A 21,926-nucleotide genomic window follows, 5' to 3' on the forward strand; every position below is an offset into this window, starting at 1 on the left:
GTGAGAAAATCCGGAAAACAAATTTTTATAAAAAACTATGATTTTGCCATCCGGCACATGCTATGAGACGCCGGGAGGCATCGTTGGTGCAGGATGTGCTTTTTCTGCTGCTGATATCAACCGGGGAGAGCCCTTCCCTGCCGTCAGACCGTGCCCTTTACCCGGTGCAGCATCATGGTCAGCGCAAAGGAGTTTCCACCGGTGTCCTTCCCGCTGGAATACGTCAGCACAACAAACATCGTATCCGGATCAATCAGCGTGCCCTTTGCCCAGCCACCCGGCTGGTCGATGATCGTGAGGGATTTCCCCTCCGGATCAACAATGCCGAGAACGGTCTGGTTTACATCAGGGCCATAGGGCTGCCGAAAGAGCTTGAAGCCTTTGACAACGGCACCTTCCTGCGATGAAAATACCCACGTGTTCTGCCCGATCGTGACATCCTGGATGGTGGTGTTCAGGTTCCAGCCGGCCTCGTCTGTGGATTTCCAGGTACCGGTGATGTCCGGATAACTGGCGGCAGATGACAATGTGTGCGTGGCCGGTGAAGCCGGGGGAGAGGCGGGTGTTGTTGTGCATCCCGCACAGAAAAGGAGTGCAATGAGGAGAGATGCAACGCAGACTGATGAAATGCTTTTTTTCATAACCGGAATAATCCCGCTGAATTATTATTGGTTCCGGGACATGCCGCGGAGGTCCTGCCACCTGTTTCCTGAAGTCACGTATCGGACGCGAGCAGTGTTTCCACCCACGCACGGTTCGCCCGGAGCGCACAGCCGCCTTCCGATTCAGAAAGGAGAGACGGTTCCTCGCGCAACCGGGCAAGCAGCCGTGACCTGAGAGCGTCTTGTAATGGGACCTTTACAAGATTCGCATCAGAGTACGGCGCTGCCGGGCAGGGTTCGAGATTTCCTGACGGGCTCACGTGCACAAACCCGCGGCCTGCTGCAAGGCACCCGCCGTACTCATCCTCATCGCCAGGAAATCCGATGAAGAGCCCCGGGAACTTCCGGTTGAAGTCTGCAAGAACGATCTGCAGGACCTTCTTCTGCTCGTGGGTGAGCACGAGAGGTTCTGTACCCGGTTCCATCGGCACATACTCAACGAACGCGAGGACGCGTGCCCCGGCGGAAAGCATCTCCCGGGCGAAGGCTTCGCCCGTCACTTGCGGGAAATTTTCACGTGACGTAGTGACTGAGACACCGAAGAAGATACTGCGCTGCTTCAGCCGGGCACAGACCGCAAGCAGCCGGTCGTAAACCCCCTCCCCCCGGCGTGCATCGGTCTCCTCCCGGAATCCTTCGAAACTGATGACGGGAACGATGTTCCGGTGCTGTGCGATGGTCGCGGCGACAGCATCATCGATTAAGAGACCGTTCGTGAAGACCGGGAAGAGGACTTCCGGATGGCTCTGTGCCAGAGCAAGGATCTCATCAAGCCTCACCAGCGGTTCGCCGCCGGCAATTACGATGACCGAGACCCCGAGTTCTGCTGCCTGGCCGACAACGCCAACAAGGATCTCCCGGCTCATCTCGGGTGCCGGTTTCTCGTGGCGCCCGTGCATGTAGCAGCCGGCGCAGGCGAGGTTGCAGCGCGAGGTGATGCTCGTAATCATCACCGGTGGAACGATCAGGCCATTGTTCTCGTGACGCTTCCGCATTGCGGCTGCTTTTTTCTGGTGGTGGAGGATAACAGTACCGGAAATAGCAAGAGAGGGATCGTGAGCGATTATCCGGAGTGCCTGTGCCAGCGTGTCACTGATGGTTGTATCAAACCTGTCGCGAAAATTCCCGGTATCCATGTCCTGCTCCCGATTATTCCGGTTGTAATACCGGACTCTTCCTGTTCCACCGCTGCACCGCAGTCACGAACCAGCCGGCAATCGCACCCAGCACGATGACAAAGGCGAGAATACTGAAACCAAATTTGAGCAGTGTCGCAGCCATCGTGATCTGGGCAATACTGTACATCTCCATCGGCCACGCGAGGAGCATCGCGATGATCCCGATGTTCTCCAGGTAATCGAAGAGGGCCCCGATAACCGGGATAACGTTGAGCCGGTGCCACCGGCTTTTTTCAGGAAGCCATTTTTTCAGGAACCCCGTGATGAGCGTCGAGAGGAAGAGTGCATAGAAGAACGGGACGAGAAGATCGAGCGGCACGATATGCGTCAGCTCAAATGCCCGCCCCGCATCACCCATTGCCGCGAGGAACGCATACGCCTGTTCCGGCGTGTAGAACACTTCCATGTCAAGGATGCCCACCCCGCCGGTAATTGACTTCAGCTCCACTACCCCGAAGGGCCTCCCGTTGACAAGGAAGCCGGTGATGAGGACCCCGGCAAGGGAAAGAAGGATGGTGCCAGGGGATGAAAGCGCGATGATCCGGTCGGAGAGATCGTCAAGGATCTTCTTCCCGCTCCCGATTCCGTCCATCACGAATCCCTCCGTTGTTCATTCGTTTTCCATCCGTATGAGATGACGCCTTTTGGGCATGCGTCGGCGCAGCTGGCGCAGAGGATACAGTCGGCATTTTCCATCTCATCCTTCCGGACCATGCCATTCACGTCAAGGCCCATCGGGCATGCCTTCGAGCACTTCTGGCAGTCGATACAGCGCGATGCGTCTGCAGAGAGACCCAGCGCCGGCCAGTGGATCAGGTTCCGGATCTTCCGCCCTGCTACCATGATACCGGCTATCGGGCAGAAGACATGGCAGGTCCCGCGCTTTCCGGTGATGAACGCGATGATGATGATGAACAGGAAGATTATACCCACCATCATCAGGACCTGGACCGACGAGATCGAGATGCCGTTCACGGTGCCGTAGATGGGGTCCACCGAACGGATCCCGCCGGCCTGGAAAAAGGCGAGCGCGAGCATGCCCAGCCAGATGGCGGTGATGCCGTACTTGATCCAGTTGCGCCAGCCTTCCTTCACGGTATGCTTAATGACCGGCGAACAGATCTCCTGCCATGCCCCCATCGGGCAGAGCCAGCCGCACCAGAGCCGGGCAACGACAAGCGAGAGGAGGAAGAGCGCAATGTACAGCAGCAGGCTGCCCGTTGCCACGCCTTCCCCGGCACCCATCATGACGATGATGGGCGAGATGTAGAAGATAGTGACCGGGATTAAGATAAAGGACAGGATCAGGATCCACTTCCGGATGTTCTGGCGTGACGATGCTTGTTTGGTTTCTGGTTTTTCCGTCATGGTAATTTTCTCAGTCAGGGTTGGTTTTCCAGCGCTTCCCCGCGCTGGGCTTTCATATCCGCGATCTTCAGGTCAGGGTGCCGGTACCTGCCCCGGTTCTTTGTCTTCTCTGTCCATTGGATTGCTTTTGCCGGGCAGAGGTTCAGGCAGGCCATGCAGAGCTCGCAGTGGTGCTGCCACTGCGGTTTCTCGTCCACCATCTCGATGTTCCTGACCGGGCAGACCCGCGAGCAGGTGCCGCAGTGCGTGCATTTCTCATCGGAGACGAACTGCCGGTCCGCCTCGTGGAGCTGCCGCATGAACCCGTCATACATCAGCCGTTTCAGGAGCGACGAGAAAGGGGCAAACCCCGGCCGTACCGTGATGCCCTTCTGGACTTTACCGGCAATGTCCTGAACCTTTTTATCCGCGGCAGAAAGGGCTTTCTCCAACTTTCCCCCCTCAGCCGGGGAATAGAGTGGGACAAAGTTCCCGACCATCCGCACAACCCACGCTGCATCGAATGGCCGGCCATTCTTCTTCTCAGCGATAGCGTTTGCCTGGAGGAGGGCCGATGCCCCAATCCCGCCCAGGGTCAGGACGCAGAAGGTGTAGCCTGCCTTTTTGAGGTCGAGCCTTCCTAAAAATCCCACGACAATCGCGGGAAGACCGAAGTCATACACCGGGGCGACTATGCCGACACGGTCAGCGGCCGGGACAATGTCCCCACGGATGTCCTTCTGCGATGCAATCGGCACAAGCTCGCAGTCTCCGAGGATTGTGGCTATCGTTCTTGCAGCGGCAAGCGAGTTGCCGGTACCGGTGAAGTAATAGATGATTGTCTTCATGGTGATTCTCCCCGCAGGTTTTTCAGGTCGGCAATCGTGACATCCGGATTCCGGTACCGCCCCCACGATTCCGTCTTTGGCCCTGCCTGGATTGCCTGCACCGGGCAGGTATGGATGCAGCCGCAACAGAGCTCGCACCGGTGTTTCCAGACTGGCCGGTCATTGACCAGTTCGATATTGTTCGAGGGGCAGATGGCAACGCAGGTCCCGCAGGCCGTACACTTTTCCGTTACGGTGAATTTTTTATCTCCTTCACGAACATGGGACCTGAAATAAGGATACGCGAGAGAATACAGCACGCGGTTGATGAGGGATGAGGGAAGAGTGCGTTTCTCGCACCGTCCGACAGCTCCCGCAATGTCTCCGATTACGCCATCCGCTTTTTGTAAGATCTCCCGCTGTTTCTCAATCGCCAGAGGTTCGTACATCAGGATATAATTCCCGGGCATGGCAAGCCCGAATCCCGCGTCAAGCCCCCGTCCCTGCCGCTCCCGCAGGATGATGTCAAGCTGCCGGAGTGCGGCTGACTCCCCGCCCCCACCATGGGTCATGACACAGAAGACGTATTGTGTTGCTGCAAGGTCCATGCGCCTGGCAAATGAGGTCACCATGACGGGCAGACCGTAGAAATAGACCGGGGCGACAATACCAATACGTTCAGCAGCGGGTACGATCTCGCCTGAAGTATCCTGAAGCGATGCGATCGGCACGAGCTCGGTCTCTCCCAGTGCCGCCGCGATCTTTTTTGCCGCGGCAAGCGAGTTGCCGGTGCCGGTGAAGTAATAGAGGACCGTCTTCATGCTTTGTCTGCCTCCTCCTGTACTTTTGCGATAAGTGCGGCCACGAGTGTACCATCTTCAATCTCCTTTTTGCTCAGGGAGAACTGTCCGGTAATGATCATGCCTTTTGCCGCAAGGTCCTTTTCAAGGACCTGAAGTGTCGTGCCGGCTTTTTCCCCGCAGGTGGCAAAAATCACTGCCCGTTTTCCCCTGCATCCCGTGAGCGCGACAAGGGCTTTCCTGATTGCCGGGACGGGTTTGCCGCCCCAGACAGGCGTCCCGATCACGACAAGATCAGATTCGGAGAGATCGATATTGTCCGGCTGAGATCCGGTATCCCGCACGTTCATGCCGGGCGAATGGCGGGCCATGAACGCAACAAACCGGGACAGGAGATCCTTTGACTGGATCTCGATGATCTCCCCCCCGCAGGCATTCCGGATCTGTTCAGCAATTCCATAGGTTGTTCCCGTATACGATGCACAGATAATTGTCAGGTTCATACTCACACGTCCGCATTCTCGCTGTTTCCTTCACCTGTTTCTCCGTCAGCCATGCCCCTGAGCGGGTTCGCCGCAATGATCTGCCGGAGCAGTTCCCCGCCGGCATCCGGGTTCTTCGCGTCATCCTGGTTAAGGCTGATCTCAGCCATAACTGTCACATCCCGCTCCTCCAGTGATTTCCTGAGGAGGGGAAGAGCCTCCCCGGGCTGGTTGATGCAGGTGGTAAAGACCACGGCCATCTTGCCCTCGCACCCACGGAGTGCCTGTACCGCGGCGTTGATGGCCGGTGCGGGCTTCCAGGCCCAGACCGGCGTCCCGATGATCAGGAGGTCATACCCGGATACATCGATCTCGCCCGGCTCGATCGGGTCACAGGCTCCTTTCCGGGAACGGACAACCCCTGTTGTGTACGCGGTGAAGGAAGAGTAGGGAGCCCGTGTCCGCACCTCGACAAGATCGCAGCCGCTCGCGTTCCGGATCCCTTCGGCAACCCGCCTTGTAACCCCTGAATATGAGTAGAAGACAACGCAGGCGCGGACCGGCCGGCCGGGCGTGGCTTTCCGCACCATCTCGCGGCTGCACTGCTGCATCACGCTTGCGTACATCAGCTCGAAACGGTTCCGGAACTCCATCATCCGTTCACGGTTGACCGTGTAATAGACGTAGAACCCGTCCCGGCGCGACCCGACAAGTCCCTCGGCTTTCAGGGTCTTTAAATGCTGCGAGACCGCTGGCTGGGAGATCTTCAGCCGGGCGGCAAGTTCGCTGACACCGAGCGTCCCACTCGTGTCCGTTGAAAGGATGTAAATGATCTGGAGCCTTGTTAAGTCACCGAGTGCCTTAAATGTCCCGGCCATCTGCGGGACGATCTCGCAGAGATTGTTGCACTCAGCGCACTTTTTGCAGGGCTCCATAGAATCTGTATAAGTGTTTGCTTATACACTTATATCTTTTTAGCTCTGCATCAGTTGTGCATGGCAGCACCTGCGGTCTTCGTGCAATACCGGAACAGAAAAAGAGGGATCAGTATTTGGGACTGATCTTGTGGAGTTTTGGATCGATCTTGTACGCGATCGGCCGGTCGAGCAGGTCAAGTACATTCACTTTCTGGTCGATCAAATCCTGGTAATTGAAGTTCTCGGACTTTATTGAACTTCCCTCCCCCCACATGACCACGATTCCTTCCGGTACCTTCTTGCTTGCTACGATGTCTGGCATACACTGCGATGGAAGGGACGGGTAATGAATGTTACGACCTTACCAACAACAGTACCCCTGCCACCTGCGATCTTCTGGAGGGATCACGCGACAGGAATGTAGATCTCCGTCAGGATCTCTTCCGGAGGGACTTCCTGCGGATCATTGGGATAGATCTCGCGAATCGGGCCGCTGATCGTCAGTCCTCTTTTTTCTATCCATGCGAATGCGGAAAGGTATGTGGATTCGCAGGATTCGTAGGGGCCCTTGTGCGTGACATGAACCATCGTTCCTCCGGGCAACGTGTACCGCCGGATATCCCCGCTTCCGGACGCAGGGCCGGCCACTGGCCAGGCAACCTCAACCCGGGCAGTACCGTTTGCATCTGCCGCTTGTACCGCTTCCGGAGAGCATTCATGGCAGTTGAAGACGGGCGGGCCGGCGATGGGGATCTTCTGTTCCATCATGTAACTGAGCACCTTCATCAGGAGCTCCGGGATAAGGGCATAGGTCCCGGACTTCTCGGTCCCCAGGACATCCATGGGAGGTATCTCAACAATAGCAACTTTTCCAGTTTCTGGCATACAGGAGAATCCTGTTTTCAAGTATTATCACTATGGCATGCAGGATGTGAAAATGAAGGGGTGTGGCACCGGGCGGACCGTGAAAAATGTTGCCACCCGTCGAAACGATTACGGAAAAATCAGATGGGTTTATAGTGGCCCCACTTGCCGAGGGCCTCTTTGAGCTCTTTTGCCTTCTTTGCCTTCTCCTCAAGGGATACTCCTTCCTGCCATGCCTCCATTGCCTGCATGGTCGCCTTCGCGCCGGCCCTTGTCCCCTTCGGGTGGCCGTGGATCCCGCCGGAGACGAGCAGGACCATCTCGGGGCCGTAGATATCCATCACGTCCGGCACCAGGCCCGGATGCAGGCCGCCTGACGAGACCGGGAACGCTGATTTGATCTTGCCCCAGTCCTGTTCGAGCAGCATTCCCTCAACTGCCGCGGTCTTCTTTTCGCGCAGCAGGTTCGCGAGCGCGAGCGACTCCTTGCGGGAGCCGGTCAGCTTCCCGACCGCGGTACCGGTGTGGATCTGTGAGACCCCGATAAGCCGCATGATCTTTGCCAGGAACTGCATGCTGATCCCATGCTTCCGGTTCCGGTCGAGCGCAGCATGCATGGCGCGGTGGGCGTGGATGGCAAGGCCGAGATCAGAACAGTAGTCCCGCATGGTCATGACAGCCGCGGTACCGGCAACCACGACATCGATCATGCAGTAGTTCCAGCCATTAGCAGCAAGGAGGTCGGCCCGCTTCTTCATTGTTTCGACGTCGGCTGTTATATTTAAGAACGCGGACTTCTTCTCACCGGTCTCTTTTTCCGCCTTGTCCCGGAGTTTTGTCATATACTTCACCCGGTCCTCGAATTTGTTGAACGAGGTGGAGGTGAGGTTCTCGTCATCCTTGACGAAATCGAAGCCGCCCATCCAGGTCTCGTACCCGATATCGGCATGCTCCTTTGCCGAGAACCCGATCTTCGGCTTGGGCACAGCGCCGGTGAGGGGGCGCTTTTGTATCCCCATCATCTTCCGGATCCCGTCGTTCCCGAAGTGCGGGCCCTGGAAATGCTTCAGGTATGCCGGGGGAAGCGCGACATCGATAAGGCGCAGGTTCCTCACCGCTTTCATCCCGAAGATGTTGCCCGCGATCCCGCTCATCAGCTGGACCGTGTTGCCCTCTTCCCAGAGCTCGATGGGATATGCGATCTTCACGACATTTCCCTCAATGTGGAACGCCGTTGCCTGCAGGGCCTTCATCCGGGGGGGCATGGAGAAGAGCGTTGTCCACGTGCCGGTCGAACTCTCTGATGCGATCCGGCCGGCGGCTTCCCTGCCGCTGACACCCGCCGCGGGCTCGAAATAGAAGAGGCAGACGAGGTCATCTTTTGCCGGTTCGTACTTCAGGTCAACGAATTCCTTGTACCAGTCAATCGCCATAGCAGTTCCTGTAATGTAGTAAAGGTTATCTTGGCTAAAAAAGGTGTACAATAGAATAACATTCCCTGCCACCGCATTTGTGGCCGGTGTTACGCAGCATAACAAACGGCGGGTGTGAACAGCACCCGTGTTTTCCGGATCATGAAGAACGAGGAGCATTCCGGCAGGATTCCGGCAGTCCTGGTCCACGGGTGGAACAGCCACCCGGGGATCTGGAACCGACTCTTGCCGCGGTTACAGGAAGCATTGATACCTGCGTGGGTGTTTGACCATACCGGCCTTGCCGACAGGAGCATACCGGAGATCGCAGCCGCGATCGGGGATTTTGTTCAGGGCAAGCGGGATGAGACCGGCTATTACGGGAACGTCGATGTTGTCTGCCATTCGGTCGGGACCTGCATTGCCCGCTATTACCTGGAGGTGATTGACGGGGAGAGGATGACTGCCCACGTCCGGCAGCTCATCGGCCTTGGCCCGCCCAACAACGGCTCCGCCATGGCCGAACTCTTCTTTGACCCGGTACAGGGCGCAGAGATCATCAACCGGCTCACGGGCGTATTCGTCCCCCCCGGATACGATCCCTCCTCTGACCGGATCGTGCACGATGTGCGGCCGGGAAGTGCGGTCATGCACAACCTCAGGAACGCAGGCATCCGCCAGGACATGGCCTACCATATCATCGTCACCGGAAATCCGGGGGAATCACCGGACTTCTTCCCCCTGTTCCACGGCGCAACCTGGGAGCGGGAAGAAGGCGGCAGGTATCGTCCCACCTTCCATGGCGACGGGCTTGTCACGCACAGCGAATCTGCCCTCCCGGGCATCTCGCTCGACATCATCACGGCAGGGCCCGGCACGGACGAGGAATCCCTGCCGCCCGGACAGTTCTGCCACATCCACCTGCCGCGAAACCCGGTGGTCATGGAACGCGTCCTTGGGTATCTCACGCTTCCGGCTGACCGTACCTGATCAGCCGGTATCGGCTTCCCGCCAGGGCTTGTGGGCGCTAACACGAGTGGATCATCGTAACCTCTTCCTGCCATTGCCCGGTTTGCCCGGATTCGTCCAAATTTTAATATACGATGATTGCTGGATTAGAAGTGTAGCGCCGGGAATTTGGTATGACGAAAGAACAATTCGAACTCAGGAAATTCGTTGCACCGGAGTTTGTGATCGGCTCCGATGCCCGTTTCCTCACCGGGAGGTATGCGAAGAACTTCGGCGCCCAAAACGTGCTCGTCGTCACCGGCCCGCATATCATCGACGCCGGCTGGGTAAAGGACGTAACGGCAAGTCTTGAAGAGGATGATATCGCGTTCACGGTCTTTTCCGGGGTTACCCCGAACCCCCGGGACTCCGAGGTCATGGCGGGGGCAAACGTCTATGACGAAGCCGGCTGCGATGCCATCGTTGCCGTGGGCGGGGGCAGCCCGATCGACTGCGCCAAGGGTATCGGTATTGTCTCCTCCAATAAAAGAACCATCCTGGACTTCGAAGGCGTGGACCAGATACGGGTCCCCCCGCCACCCATGATCTGCATCCCGACAACAGCCGGGACGGGTGCGGATGTTTCGCAGTTCGCCATCATCAACGACACGCAGCGGAAGGTGAAGATCGCCATCATCAGCAAGATGATCGTCCCGGACATTGCTCTCGTTGATCCCGAACCGCTCTCCTCCCTCTCACCGGAACTTACTGCCCATACCGGTATGGACGCGTTCACCCATAGCGTGGAGGCCTTTGTTTCGAATGCCAGTTCCCCGGTTACGGATGTCCATGCGTTTGAGTCCATCCAGCTTATGACCGGGTTTCTCCTGAAAGCATATCAGAACCCGGAGAATCTCGAATACCGCTACCAGACCATGCTCGGAAGCCTTGGCGCAGGCCTTGCGTTCTCGAACGCGAGCCTCGGCGCAGTCCATGCCATGGCGCACAGCCTCGGCGGCTTCTCGGATCTCCCGCACGGGGAATGCAATTCCCTGCTGCTCGAACACGTGATGGCATTCAACTACGACTCCTGCCCGGAACGCTACGAGACGGTAGGGAAGGCGATGGGCCTCGACCTTGCTTCTCCTTCACCTGCGGAGAGAAAAGATCGGATCATTGGATCGGTCAGGAACCTGCGTGAAGCGTTGGGTATCACCGACACGCTCGGGGACCTCGGGGTGACAAAGGCGGACATCCCGCAACTGGCGAAAAACGCCCTTCACGATCCCTGCATGGCAACCAACCCGCGACAACCCGCTGCGACAGATATTGAACGGATCTATGAAGAAGCACTCTGATTCAAGGACAGACTGGCAGGTCCAGCGCGACCGGATCATCGGCCTTGGTGAGTCATCCCTCCGGAAGAGTTACTATCCCGAACTGCGGGAAAAAATTGCCGAACTCGAAAAAAAGAACAGGGAGCTTCACGAGGCCTACGAGCTGCTGGCATCAAACGAGGAAGAACTCCGGCAGAACTATGATGAACTGAGCCGAAGGGAGCAGGAGATCCGGAGCGCAAAGCACTACCTGGAAGCGATCTACGAGGGATCGCCGGATATGATCTTCGTCCACTCTTCGGATGGCCATATCATCGATGTGAACGAGAATGTCCTTTCAGCCTTCGCTGTCTCCCGCGAGGAGCTCCTCTCTGCGGTACCATCGGACATGAGCGGGAAGGGGTATACCAACGAGATGGCGCTGGGCTACTTCCAGGCTGCGCTGAAAACCGGTAAGACGGAGTTCGAATGGGTGGGGAAAAGAAAGAACGGCGAGGAGTTCCCGCTCGATATCCGGCTCCGCCGGATCGATCACGTGCGCGATGACGGGACGATCGAGCCAAGGGTTCTTGCAATCCTCCGCGATATCAGCGAGGCCAAGATGGCAGAGCGGGCACTGGACCAGGCACGGAAGAAACTGAAGCTTTTAAACACCGTCATCTTTCAGGATATCCAGTCAACCGTCTTTGCCCTTTCCGCCTATATCCAGCTCTCGGGAAGCAGCCGCGACGGGTCAAAGGTTACAGCCTACCTGGACAAGGAAGCCTTCCTCATCAGCAAGATCGTCAGCTCGCTGAACTTTACGAAGAACTACCAGGACCTAGGGATGCAGCCCCCCAAGTGGCAGAATGTTGGTCAGGTCTTCCTGTACGCGATCTCCCACCTTGATTCCCTGAAGATCGGGCGCCGCATGGAGGTCGAAGGACTCGAGATCTATGCTGACCTGCTTTTGGAGAAGGTCTTCTTCAACCTGGTTGAGAACCGTTTCGTCCACGGCCAGGGAGTTACCGAGATCGCGCTCACGTACCGCGAGTCCGTGAACGGAATGACGATTGTCCTGACCGACAATGGTGTCGGGATCGAGAGTGAACAGAAATCCAGGATTTTTGAGCAGGGCGGAGGAAAGAGCAGCGGCCTTGGCCTCTTTCTGGCACGCGAGATCCTCTCCATCACCGGGATCACCATCACGGAGACCGGTGAAGCGGGAAAAGGCGTGCGGTTTGAGCTGCTGGTACCAAAAGGGGCGTACCGTTTCGCAGATCCGCCACAAAAAACCGTGTAACTGCGGGATGACGGGTGAGCGCCGTTGTTACGGCACAGTATTCCGGCAGGCCGGGCAGCTCAGGGCATAGTCGCGGATCGCTTCATTCCACGGAGTAAAACCAATACAGACCGCTGGTTTTGTCATGTGGATGCGGCAGTACACCTTCCCGTCACCGGCCCGGAAGAAGAACGGACAGTGCGTGAGTTTCTTTCCTTTGGGGCTGACCCAGTAATCGATTCGGGTGACACAGGGGAGGTCAGCTGCCGCAAGGTTCTCTGCAGTTGAATGCCGTCCATCTGCAAAGGTGATCCCCACATGCCGCAGGATATCGCTCCGTCCCTCCGCGATCCACGGCACGAGATCCTCCGGTATCCCTTTCTGGTCCCACCCCCACTTCTCGCAGCACTTTCCGCACTGCAGGCAGTCCTGCTTCCCCGGCATGGTTATATAACAGGTGTGTCTCCGGAAAGTATTGTAGGTATTGTATTACACAGGTAATGGCCCTGAAGACTGGTCCGCAAGTTCCGGCAGATCGGAAATTTACGTTCATGAAAAATAACCGGAAATTATTATGCTTGAATTATCCATGATTGGTATAAGATGGCGGGAAACGGAAAACCATCGGTCTTCATTGTCGAAGACGAATCTGTTGTCGCCCTGGACATACGGGATGTCCTGACCGGTTTTGGTTACCGTGTGGAAGGGATTGCAAAAACCGGGGAGGATGCACTGAAGAGGATTCCGGCTTCCCTTCCTGATATTGTCCTCATGGACATCCATCTTGCGGGGGAGATGGACGGGATCGATACCGCAGACCGGATACATTCTGAGTATCATATTCCGGTGATCTTCCTCACTGCGTATGCTGACGAAGCCCTGATTGAACGGGCAAAACAGACGCTGCCCTTTGGCTACATCATCAAACCATTCGGGGAACGCGAACTCCACTCTGCTATCGAGGTTGCAATCTACAAATCCGGGATGGAGAAGCGCTTGAAAGAGAGCGAGGAGAAATTCCGGACGCTTTTTGATTGTATCCCCGACGCGCTCTGTTACTGCCGCATGATCCGCAGTGAAGACGGAACACTGACCAATCTGGAGGTCATTACCGCAAACCCGGAATTCCAGGCCATGGCACAAACTCCGGCGCTTACCGGGGCACGGTTTTCCCAAATCCCGTTTTTAACCGGCGACTCTTCCGGCAGGTTTCTCCTGCTGTGCCGGCGCGTTGCAAAGACCGGGGTCCCGGAATCGATCGACGGGCTCAAGGGACACCAGAACCTCTGGTTGCGGGCGCATATTTCCGCCTATGATCCCGATCATGTTGTCGCGATCTTCGTGGATGTCACGGAACTGAAGATGGCAGCCGAGGCTCTCCGGCTCTCCAACCACAAACTGAACCTCCTCTCAAGCATCACGCGGCACGATATCCGCAACCAGATCCAGGCGCTCTACGGGTATTTCGGAATATTGATGATCAAACTCGAAGGGACACCCTGGCTCGAGTACATTCTCAAGGGTGCGCAGGTTGTCGATACCATCGAGCGACAGATCAGCTTCACCAAAGAGTACGAGGGCCTCGGGCGGCAGAACCCGGCCTGGCAGTCCGTTGCCCGGAGTATCGAGGGCACGGTAGGATCCCTGCCGATGAGGGAGATTCAGGTTACGCTCAAGACCGGCGGCCTGGAAATTTTTACCGACCCGCTTTTTGACAAGGTCTTTTACAATCTCATCGACAATGCCCTCCGGTATGGCGGCGAGAAGATGACGGAGATCCGGATTTTTTGCCAGGAGAGCAAAGAGGGACTTGTCATTGTGGTGGAGGATGACGGAACCGGCATTGCAGGGGAAGACAAGATCCGGTTGTTCACGAAAGGATTCGGGAAAAACACCGGCCTCGGGCTCTTCCTCTCCCGGGAGATCCTCGCGATCACCGGTATAACAATTACCGAGAATGGCGAGCCGGGAAAAGGGGCGCGGTTTGAGATCCACGTACCGCCCGACGGGTACCGGTTTACCTGAAATTCTCCGTTATCGTCCACACACTGCCATGACCGCATAGACGGTCGTTTTTTTCACACCCTCCTGAAAAATTTTGGTCGGGCGTTCCAGTAATTTCCCACCCGGATTTGTTCGTGGCTTTTTAAATTGGAAAAAACCCTGTGCCGGAACGGACAGGGGATCGCACCATATGCTTATTATGAACCAGCTCCTCATCATCCTTTACCGGGCAGGTACCTGATGGTGTGATGGCAGGTAAAGACGGGACGGCCAGAAAAAAGGGCCACACGGATACAACGCTGTTCAAAAAAATCTTCGACAACAGCCCCATCGGAATAGCCCTGACCACGCCGGATCTCCGGTTCATCTCCGTCAATCCCTCATGGATTTCCATGACCGGATACACGGAAGAGGAACTGCTCCAGCAGACAGTAAGAGACATCACCCATCCCGAACACGTTTCCGGGGACCTTGAACAGATGAGACACCTCGCATCCGGGGCAATTCCGTTCTACCGGACAGAAAAGCGGTACATCAGGAAGAATGGGAGCATCCTCTGGGGGCGGCTGATGGTCACGCCGCTCCGGGATACTTCGGGGAAACTGATGTATTTCCTCGCCCAGGTCGAGGATATCACCGTATACAGGGGTGCGGAACAGGAGATCCGGGAGTCCAACCGGAAGCTTAAGGAAGCACAGGAGCTCGCCCACCTGGGATTCTGGAACTGGGACATAACGACCGGCGCGGTCGAATGGTCGGACGAAGTGTACCGGATCTTCGGGCTCTCCCCTGCAACGTTTTCCCCGCAGATCGATTCCATCCAGGCGCTCTCCCCGTGGCCGGAAGACCACGAGCGCGACAAGGAATTGATCCGCAGGGCAACACAATCCCATACACCGGGATCGTACGAACAGCGGTTCCTCCGGCCGGACGGGAGTGTCGGCTATTATTATTCCACGTTCGAAGGAAGGTACGATACGTCCGGGAACCTGATCGGCATGATCGGGACTGTTCTCGACATCACCGGGAGGAAGAAAGCAGACGAGGCTCTCCGCGAGAGCGAGCTGCGCTTCCGGACCCTTGTCAACCAGATACCGGTCGGCATTGCCATAACAAGGAAGACAGAAACCGGGAAGGATCTTCTCTATCTCAACGAACGATTCACGGAAATGACGGGGTACGCGATGGAGGGGATCACGTCCTTTGATACCGGGGCCACCCATGCGTACCCTGACCCGGAATATCGCCGTAGTCTCACGGGAATGTTTCCCGAGATCTTTTCCGAGGCTGAAAAAAATCTCACCGGCAGGCCACGGGTTACCCGGGTAACCTGCAGGGACGGGACCACAAAGGATATCGAATTCCGGTACACCAGCCTGCAATCGTTTGGTTTCTGGACGATGACTGATATCTCGGAACGCCTGCGTGCGGAAGAACAGCGCGAGACCCTGATCCGGGAACTCGAACGAAAGAATGCAGAACTTGAACGGATCATGCACACCCTTTCGCATGATGTCAAAGGACCGCTCATCACCATAAGGAGTTTCGCAAGTCTTCTGGAGAATGATTCGCAGAGCGAAAACTTCGACATCCTGAAGCGGGACATCCAGCGGATCACAAGCGCAGCGGATACCATGCAGGCACTCTTAAGCGATGTGCTCGAGTTCTCGCGTGTCGGAAGAGCGATCCGTCATCCGTCACTAGTTTCCTTTGAAACGATTGCAAAGGAGGCTGCGGGTCTCCTTGAAGGACTGCTGTCAGAGCGTTGCGTTACGGTTGAGATCGATTCCGGACTGCCCGGGGTCCGGGTTGACCGGGTACGGATCCGTGAGCTGCTGGTAAGCCTGATCGAGAACGCTGCCAAGTTCTCCGGAAACCAGCCGGATCCCCGGATCTGGATCGGTGCTGACACGGGAGGGCCGGACCCGGTCTTTTTTGTCAGGGACAATGGCAGCGGGATTGATCCACGGTACCTTACACGGATCTTCAATCTTTTTGAAAAACTGGACCCTGTGATCCCCGGGACCGGCATCGGCCTTCCGATCGCAAAGCGGATCATCGAGATGCACGGCGGGAGGATCTGGGCGGAATCGGAAGGCACGGGAAAAGGGACGACAATCCGGTTCACCCTGCCTATGAGGGATGATATTCCCGGTACAGGATGACATTTGCGGCCTTTTCGGCCCAGAAGTCCGGGGCTGATTCCCATCCTCAAACGTAACTATTCTGTACTCTCCGGTTATTCTCAGCGCAATACCGCCGGATTCGTCAGGTACCTCAATAGCGCGGTTTCCCGGAAAACCCTCCCCTAAAAAAGCCGAAACTCTCCGGTCGATGAACGTAAAAAAAGGGGAACCGGAGCCTTCTGCGGGCCCGGATTGCCCTTGTCCCCAAAAAAGGGGGTGGTGCCCCCCATGCAGGAAAACTGCGAACTCACAGGTCGTTCTCCGACGGAGGACTCCCCGGGGGATGTGGTTCCCCCTGACGGTTCCCGCCAAGGGCAGCAATGCCTGATAACCCGGGCCTTTCGATCAGGATCGGCATCCCGTCGGCTCTTATCTCGACAAGCCGGTCATCGAGCACCCGGAAGTACTCCCAGGTCTTCCACGGTGTGAGGAGCCAGAGCTCGCGCCCCGTAACGGACGTGAGAGGGATGCGCCGCAAAAAATGGACATCTGCTTTATACTTCGCGGCGCAGTCCTCCGGGCACAGGATGTGCATGGGGGTTCGCCGGATGCGGACAAAGATCCCGTGAGCAAATCGGAGAACAGGACGAAATCGGTGCGGGACTCTTTGAGCAGGTCGCGATCCATGACCTGCCCGCGTGATACAGCATTCTTCGTGGCCTGCCGGATCGCGACGAGAGGCGGAGGTCCGCGGGTCATCGCGTATTCCACCTGTTGCAGGAGGTCTCCGGCCAATCGGCTCTCCAGAAAACCTGCACGCGCCGGACATTTTCGATCCGCAATTCACCCTGCCCGGGCCGGCCTCCGGGTTCATTGATCCACAGGCCGGGATCCTCGATGTGGACCATGCGATTGTCGCGGAATGAATCCTGCTGCCGGATACGCGGGCGGAAAAAAGCCCGGAACGATCTGTCAGGTGAATGAGAGCGATCCACAGAGCCGGGATTTGGTACATTCCGGAAAGCGCGGCCCCACATTTTCCGGCTCGTTTCCTGTGATGTCTGCGGAGAAGTTCCAGGAAGCCCGGTATTCCGGAGAACGTTGCGCACCGGCCGGAACAGGAGGTTTTTATCGGGAAGATGCTGCTCTCTGCCCTGCAACGTGGGGATATTCCCGGGATCCGCTGAAGATCTCCCGGTGCCCAAAAGACAGGGATTATCCCCGCCGGCCGGACCTGGTGCTGCGTCATTGTCTGGATTGTGTGCATGCATGATAGTACCTCGCAGGAAATATCGCGATACGCAGATAACTTGAGGAAACTGTGCGCAGGGTCACACGGGTGATCACACCAAAAGCCACCGCACCCGGTGCCTTTTGCATCTCCCTCCCAAGAACCCGCCGGGCTCCCGTTTTCCCGTGCCGCAATCCCATAATCCGGGACCGTGGGGCACGTGATGATAACCGGTATGATATCTTTACATATATATTCAAGCGATATTTCTGGATTGTTGCATTATCTTTTTTATTCTATGAAACATTTTCGCAGGAAAGTTACTGTTTTCAAGCAGGCTGCCGGGTGCTGCCGGGACCGGACAACGGTTCAATAAAAAAATGCGGTAACGAAAGGAAATGCGGTCGTTCCGGCACAAGGAAAATCCCTGAAAATCCGACAGGGCGGGATTGCTTCCTCCGCGCTGTTACGGCCCGAACAATCCGGGCCACCCAAAATACTAATACAAGTGAGATAAAAGAGAAAACTTTATGCCTGATATGTCCGGGACGCCCTTCCATATCCTTCTTGTTGAGGACAACGAGGACCATGCTGAACTGGTCATCCGCGGGATGCGGGACCAGCAGGTGGCAAACTCCATCCACCATGTCTCGGATGGCGAGAAGGCTCTTGACTATCTCTTCAACAGGGGCCCTTACAGCGATAATACAGAACATCCCCGACCCAACCTCGTCCTCCTGGACCTCCGGCTCCCCCGCGTCGACGGGATCGATGTTTTGAGAACCATCAAGTCAACCCCGGAGTTCCTCCGCATACCGGTTGTCGTCCTCACCAGTTCCGAAGCGGAGAGCGATATTGCCCAGTCATATGACTACCATGCAAACAGCTACATCGTCAAACCCCTGGATTTCAAATCCTTCACGCGGCTGATGAAAGATCTCGGGTCTTACTGGATGAGCTGGAACGCAAAACCGGCTAGGGACTGACCATCAGGAGGAGACGGGTACGGCACCACCGGAATCCAAAGAGGCATCAGATCGCATCGTCCACATCCTGATCGTCGAGGACGACCGCGACCATATCGAACTCATCCTCCAGGCATTCCGGCAGGATCCCGGGCAGTTCCGCATCGATACTGCGGCAACCCTCAAAAAGGCGCGGGAGGTTATCGCGCACGAATGCTCTGACCTGATCATCGCGGACTGGAACCTTCCCGACGGCAGGGGGATTGACATCATCAGCCGGGAGGATGGCAGGGTTACCACCCCGGTAATTGTCATGACCGGATATGGGGACGAGCGCCTGGCCGTCGAGATCATGAAGTCCGGCGCCGTTGATTATATCGTCAAGTCGGCAACGGTGTTCGAGGACCTCCCGAACATCTCGCGGAGGGCGATCCGGTTCTGGGAGAACATCCAGGAGAGAGTGCGGGCCGAGCATGCCGAACAGGAGACACAGAAACGCCTGGGCGACATCCTTGCTTTCCTCCCGGATCCGGTACTGGCGATCGATACAACAGGCACCGTGATCGCCTGGAACAATGCCATGGAAAACCTGACGGGGGTTCCTGCAGCGGATATGCTGGGGAAGGGCGATCATGAGTACAGCATCCCCTTCTACGGTGAGAGAAGACCGCTCCTGATCGACCTTGTTCTCGAACCCGATACCGAGATCCTGAACCGGTATCCGTTTGTCCAGCGCGATGGTGACCGCATAATGTCCGAAACATTTGTTGCAGGAATCTACGGTGGCAAAGGCGCATATCTCTGGGGGACTGCCACTCACCTGTATGATACTTCGGGAAACCGCGTCGGTGCGATTGAGGTGATCCGGGACATCACCGAGCGGAAAAAGACCGAGGAGATCGTCCGGGCAAGCGAGGGGAAATTCCGCTCGCTGGTTGAGGAGGTGCCTGATTTCATTCTGGTGCACCGCAACGGAAAACTCCTGTTCGTAAACCGGGCTGCGTCCGAGAGCACAGGGTATGTCCATGAGGATCTCATCGGGAGATCCATGCTGGACTTCATCGTGCCAGAAGACCGGGAACGTGTTGTCACCTCGATAGAAAAACGGCTGAAGGGTGAGCCTCTGATCCCCTATGAGGTCAGGATACTGACAAGCACCGGCCAGGAACGGCAGGTGATTGTACGGGGCAACCTGATCGAATTCGAAGGGAGTCCTGCCTCACTGAATGTCCTGACTGATGTCACGGAGATGCGGAAGAGTGAGAAGCAACTCCTCTTAAAGAACATCGTATTTGAAGCGTCGATCACTGCCAACAGCATTTCTGATATCGAAGGCATCATGACCGATGTAAACCCGGCATTTTTAGCCATCTGGGGATACCGGGACAAGAAGGAGGTCATTGGAAAACCTTTCGGGCATTTCTTCACCGAGGGGGATGCGGCGTCAGAGGTTCTGAAAACACTGGATACATCCGGGCGCTGGAGCGGCGAGCTCGTTGCACGGCGAGCCGATGGTTCAACCTTTATCGCGTTTGGCACGGCGACACAGACCATTGACGATAAAGGAAACAAGATTGGGTACCAGTCAACCTGTCTCGATGTCAGCGAACAGAAACAGGCCGAAGCTGCCCTGCAGAAAAGCGAGGCAAAATTCCGGGACCTCTTCAACACCATGAGCAGCGGCGTGGTCATCTATGAACCGGTATCCGAAGGACAGGACTTCATCATCCGCGATATCAACCGCGCCGTAGAGTGGATTGAGAACGTCCGAAAGGAAAATGTTGTCGGCAAAAGCGTGCTTTCGGTCTTCCCGGGTGTTGTGGAGTTCGGTCTTTTTGCAGTCTTCCAGCGTGTTGCAGAAACCGGATATGCGGAGGCATTTCCCGTTTCACTATACAAGGACAACCGGATCTCCGGGTGGCGGGACAACTACGTGTACCGGCTCGAATCCGGAGAGATTGTCGCAATTTACGAGGATGTAACTGAGAAGAAGCAGGCAGAAGAGGCAGTCCGGCAAAACGAGACGCGGTTCTCGGCCCTGATCCAGAACTCCTCGGATATCATCCGTGTTCTCGACCGCGAGGGAAAAATCACTTATGAATCAGATTCTGCTGAACGGATACTCGGATACCCCAGGGGATCCCTCATCGGAAAGGACCCCATGGATTACATCCATCCCGATGATCGCGAACTGGTGAGACAGGATCTCCAGGGTGTTTTCGACCAGACAAATTCAGGCATTCCTACCGAGTTCCGGATCCGGAAAGCTGACGGGGGATACATCTGGGTCGAAGCCAGAGCAAATAACCTGCTCGACGTTCCCGGCGTGAACGGGATCGTTGTCACCACCCGGCTGATCCAGCAGAGGAAGGAGGCAGAGGATGCCATTCGTGAAAGCGAACAGCGTCTCCGCCTTGCCCTCGAGGGCGCCGATGTCGGGTTCTGGGACTGGCACCTCCCCTCGGGCACAGCTGTCTTCAGCGACCGGTACTACACCATGCTCGGGTACGAGCCCCGGGAGTTTCCGGCAACCATCGATACCTGGACTGCGCTGTTGCACCCGGATGACAAAAAGAGGGTTGTCGCGGATCTGGAACGGCAGATCCGGGAAGGTGAATCCCAGCTGGAGATCGAGTACCGGATCCGCATAAAAGATGGCAGCTGGCTCTGGATCCTTGGGAGAGGGAAAGTTGTTGAAAAGGATGAGAACGGTATCCCGATCCGGATAACCGGTGTCAATATCGATATTACGAACCGGCGACTGCTTGAGTCCGAGGTCCGGTCCCTGAATGTCGTCCTGGAGCAGCGGGTGAAGGACCGGACCGAGGCGCTCTCGAAGGCAAACGAGGCGCTTGAGGAAGAGAACATGCAGCGGCTGGATGCCGAAGGGAAGCTCAAGGAATCTCTCAATGAGAAGACGATGCTCTTAAAGGAGATCCACCACCGGGTGAAGAACAACCTCCAGATCATCGTGAGTCTCTTGAACCTCCAGTCACGGTATGTGAAGGATGAAAGCGTCCTTGCCACGATCCGCGAGAGCCAGAACCGGGTCAAGGCAATGGCCCTTGTCCACGAAAAACTCTACCGGGCAGAGGACATCGCGCACATCGACCTCAACGACTATATCCGGTTCCTGGGAACCGGCCTCTCGCAGTTCTATGATGCAAAGAGCCGGGGGATACGGTTCAGTCTTGAATCCCCCGATGTCCGTGTCGATATCAATACGGCCATCCCACTCGGGCTCATCCTCAATGAGCTGATATCGAACGCATTCAAGTACGCTTTTCCCAAGGGAAAGTCCGGGGAAGTATTTGTCAGCGTTACGCGTGAAGAGAAGACACTCACCGTGATTGTCCGCGACGACGGGGCGGGGATTCCCGAAGACTTTGACTGGAAGAACACGCAGTCGCTGGGGCTCCGGCTGGTCAACTCCCTCGTGGACCAGCTCGATGGCACCATTGAACTCGACCGCTCGAAAGGGACACGGTTCACGATGGTTTTGCACGAGAAGGGGTGAAGAACAGACATGACAAAGACAGTCCTATGAAACGGTATGGAAGGCAGA

The 21,926-nt window shown here is 56.6% G+C and carries 21 protein-coding genes; 8 read left to right on the forward strand and 13 right to left on the reverse strand.

The features are described 5' to 3' along the window. Positions 1 to 143 precede the first annotated feature (143 nt). The 11 genes from METFOR_RS10620 to rbcL form a co-directional block, all read right to left on the reverse strand. Positions 144 to 641 (reverse strand): hypothetical protein, encoded by a 498-nt coding sequence (locus tag METFOR_RS10620; RefSeq protein ID WP_015286140.1) that lies wholly within the window; start codon positions 639 to 641, stop codon positions 144 to 146. Positions 642 to 715: 74 nt separating this feature from the next. Continuing rightward, entirely contained in the window at positions 716 to 1,798 is a 1,083-nt protein-coding gene (locus tag METFOR_RS10625) for a radical SAM/SPASM domain-containing protein (RefSeq protein WP_015286141.1), read from the reverse strand. A gap of 13 nt (positions 1,799 to 1,811) precedes the next feature. Beyond that, on the reverse strand, positions 1,812 to 2,435 hold the full coding sequence (locus tag METFOR_RS10630; RefSeq protein ID WP_148277669.1) for a hypothetical protein: 624 nt from the start codon (positions 2,433 to 2,435) through the stop codon (positions 1,812 to 1,814). Next, the gene (locus tag METFOR_RS10635) at positions 2,432 to 3,208 is read right to left on the reverse strand and encodes a 4Fe-4S binding protein (RefSeq protein WP_015286143.1); all 777 of its coding nucleotides are present in this window, start codon (positions 3,206 to 3,208) and stop codon (positions 2,432 to 2,434) included. The genes METFOR_RS10630 and METFOR_RS10635 overlap by 4 nt, the downstream gene beginning before the upstream one ends. 14 nt (positions 3,209 to 3,222) lie before the next feature. Further along, entirely contained in the window at positions 3,223 to 4,035 is an 813-nt protein-coding gene (locus METFOR_RS10640) for an EFR1 family ferrodoxin (protein WP_015286144.1), read from the reverse strand. Further along, positions 4,032 to 4,835, reverse strand: a complete 804-nt coding sequence (locus METFOR_RS10645; RefSeq protein ID WP_015286145.1) for an EFR1 family ferrodoxin — start codon at positions 4,833 to 4,835, stop codon at positions 4,032 to 4,034. Before METFOR_RS10645 ends, METFOR_RS10640 begins: the two co-directional genes overlap by 4 nt. Next, the gene (locus METFOR_RS10650) at positions 4,832 to 5,317 is read right to left on the reverse strand and encodes a flavodoxin family protein (RefSeq protein ID WP_015286146.1); all 486 of its coding nucleotides are present in this window, start codon (positions 5,315 to 5,317) and stop codon (positions 4,832 to 4,834) included. Before METFOR_RS10650 ends, METFOR_RS10645 begins: the two co-directional genes overlap by 4 nt. 2 nt (positions 5,318 to 5,319) lie before the next feature. Then, positions 5,320 to 6,231: a metalloregulator ArsR/SmtB family transcription factor gene (locus tag METFOR_RS10655; protein WP_015286147.1), complete on the reverse strand. Its 912-nt coding sequence runs from the start codon at positions 6,229 to 6,231 to the stop codon at positions 5,320 to 5,322. 109 nt (positions 6,232 to 6,340) lie between these two features. Then, positions 6,341 to 6,535 (reverse strand): hypothetical protein, encoded by a 195-nt coding sequence (locus METFOR_RS10660; RefSeq protein ID WP_015286148.1) that lies wholly within the window; start codon positions 6,533 to 6,535, stop codon positions 6,341 to 6,343. A gap of 83 nt (positions 6,536 to 6,618) precedes the next feature. Continuing rightward, entirely contained in the window at positions 6,619 to 7,098 is a 480-nt protein-coding gene (locus METFOR_RS10665; protein WP_015286149.1) for a GyrI-like domain-containing protein, read from the reverse strand. 119 nt (positions 7,099 to 7,217) lie between these two features. Continuing rightward, positions 7,218 to 8,510: a type III ribulose-bisphosphate carboxylase gene (gene rbcL, locus METFOR_RS10670; protein ID WP_015286150.1), complete on the reverse strand. Its 1,293-nt coding sequence runs from the start codon at positions 8,508 to 8,510 to the stop codon at positions 7,218 to 7,220. 141 nt (positions 8,511 to 8,651) lie between these two features. Between rbcL and METFOR_RS10675 the strand changes: the two genes are divergently transcribed. The 3 genes from METFOR_RS10675 to METFOR_RS14620 all read left to right on the forward strand — a co-directional run bounded on the left by METFOR_RS10675 (position 8,652) and on the right by METFOR_RS14620 (position 12,056). Next, entirely contained in the window at positions 8,652 to 9,479 is an 828-nt protein-coding gene (locus tag METFOR_RS10675) for an esterase/lipase family protein (RefSeq protein ID WP_015286151.1), read from the forward strand. Between the two features lie 152 nt (positions 9,480 to 9,631). After that, the gene (gene ercA, locus METFOR_RS10680) at positions 9,632 to 10,795 is read left to right on the forward strand and encodes an alcohol dehydrogenase-like regulatory protein ErcA (protein WP_015286152.1); all 1,164 of its coding nucleotides are present in this window, start codon (positions 9,632 to 9,634) and stop codon (positions 10,793 to 10,795) included. Next, positions 10,779 to 12,056, forward strand: coding sequence for a PAS domain S-box protein (locus METFOR_RS14620; RefSeq protein WP_015286153.1), 1,278 nt, complete (start codon positions 10,779 to 10,781; stop codon positions 12,054 to 12,056). The genes ercA and METFOR_RS14620 overlap by 17 nt, the downstream gene beginning before the upstream one ends. A 27-nt stretch (positions 12,057 to 12,083) precedes the next feature. On the opposite strand, the gene METFOR_RS10690 is transcribed toward METFOR_RS14620, so the two are convergent. After that, complete coding sequence (locus tag METFOR_RS10690; protein ID WP_015286154.1) at positions 12,084 to 12,479, reverse strand: acyl-CoA thioesterase family protein; 396 nt, start codon at positions 12,477 to 12,479, stop codon at positions 12,084 to 12,086. A 159-nt stretch (positions 12,480 to 12,638) separates the two neighbouring features. On the opposite strand from METFOR_RS10690, the gene METFOR_RS14625 reads away from it, so the two are divergent. Both METFOR_RS14625 and METFOR_RS14630 read left to right on the forward strand, forming a co-directional pair. Beyond that, complete coding sequence (locus tag METFOR_RS14625) at positions 12,639 to 14,060, forward strand: response regulator (protein ID WP_015286155.1); 1,422 nt, start codon at positions 12,639 to 12,641, stop codon at positions 14,058 to 14,060. Positions 14,061 to 14,287: 227 nt separating this feature from the next. Further along, entirely contained in the window at positions 14,288 to 16,204 is a 1,917-nt protein-coding gene (locus METFOR_RS14630) for a PAS domain-containing sensor histidine kinase (RefSeq protein ID WP_015286156.1), read from the forward strand. Between the two features lie 268 nt (positions 16,205 to 16,472). Here the strand turns inward: METFOR_RS14630 and METFOR_RS10710 are convergent, their stop codons facing one another. After that, positions 16,473 to 16,760: a hypothetical protein gene (locus tag METFOR_RS10710; RefSeq protein ID WP_015286157.1), complete on the reverse strand. Its 288-nt coding sequence runs from the start codon at positions 16,758 to 16,760 to the stop codon at positions 16,473 to 16,475. A gap of 103 nt (positions 16,761 to 16,863) precedes the next feature. Between METFOR_RS10710 and METFOR_RS15410 the strand changes: the two genes are divergently transcribed. The 3 genes from METFOR_RS15410 to METFOR_RS10725 all read left to right on the forward strand — a co-directional run bounded on the left by METFOR_RS15410 (position 16,864) and on the right by METFOR_RS10725 (position 21,878). Beyond that, on the forward strand, positions 16,864 to 17,091 hold the full coding sequence (locus METFOR_RS15410) for a hypothetical protein (protein WP_148277670.1): 228 nt from the start codon (positions 16,864 to 16,866) through the stop codon (positions 17,089 to 17,091). Between the two features lie 835 nt (positions 17,092 to 17,926). Next, on the forward strand, positions 17,927 to 18,382 hold the full coding sequence (locus METFOR_RS10720; protein WP_015286159.1) for a response regulator: 456 nt from the start codon (positions 17,927 to 17,929) through the stop codon (positions 18,380 to 18,382). 103 nt (positions 18,383 to 18,485) lie between these two features. Further along, on the forward strand, positions 18,486 to 21,878 hold the full coding sequence (locus tag METFOR_RS10725) for a PAS domain S-box protein (protein ID WP_233504502.1): 3,393 nt from the start codon (positions 18,486 to 18,488) through the stop codon (positions 21,876 to 21,878). Positions 21,879 to 21,926 lie beyond the last annotated feature (48 nt).

The sequence above is a fragment of the Methanoregula formicica SMSP genome (assembly GCF_000327485.1).
GTDB classification, from domain to species: domain Archaea; phylum Halobacteriota; class Methanomicrobia; order Methanomicrobiales; family Methanospirillaceae; genus Methanoregula; species Methanoregula formicica.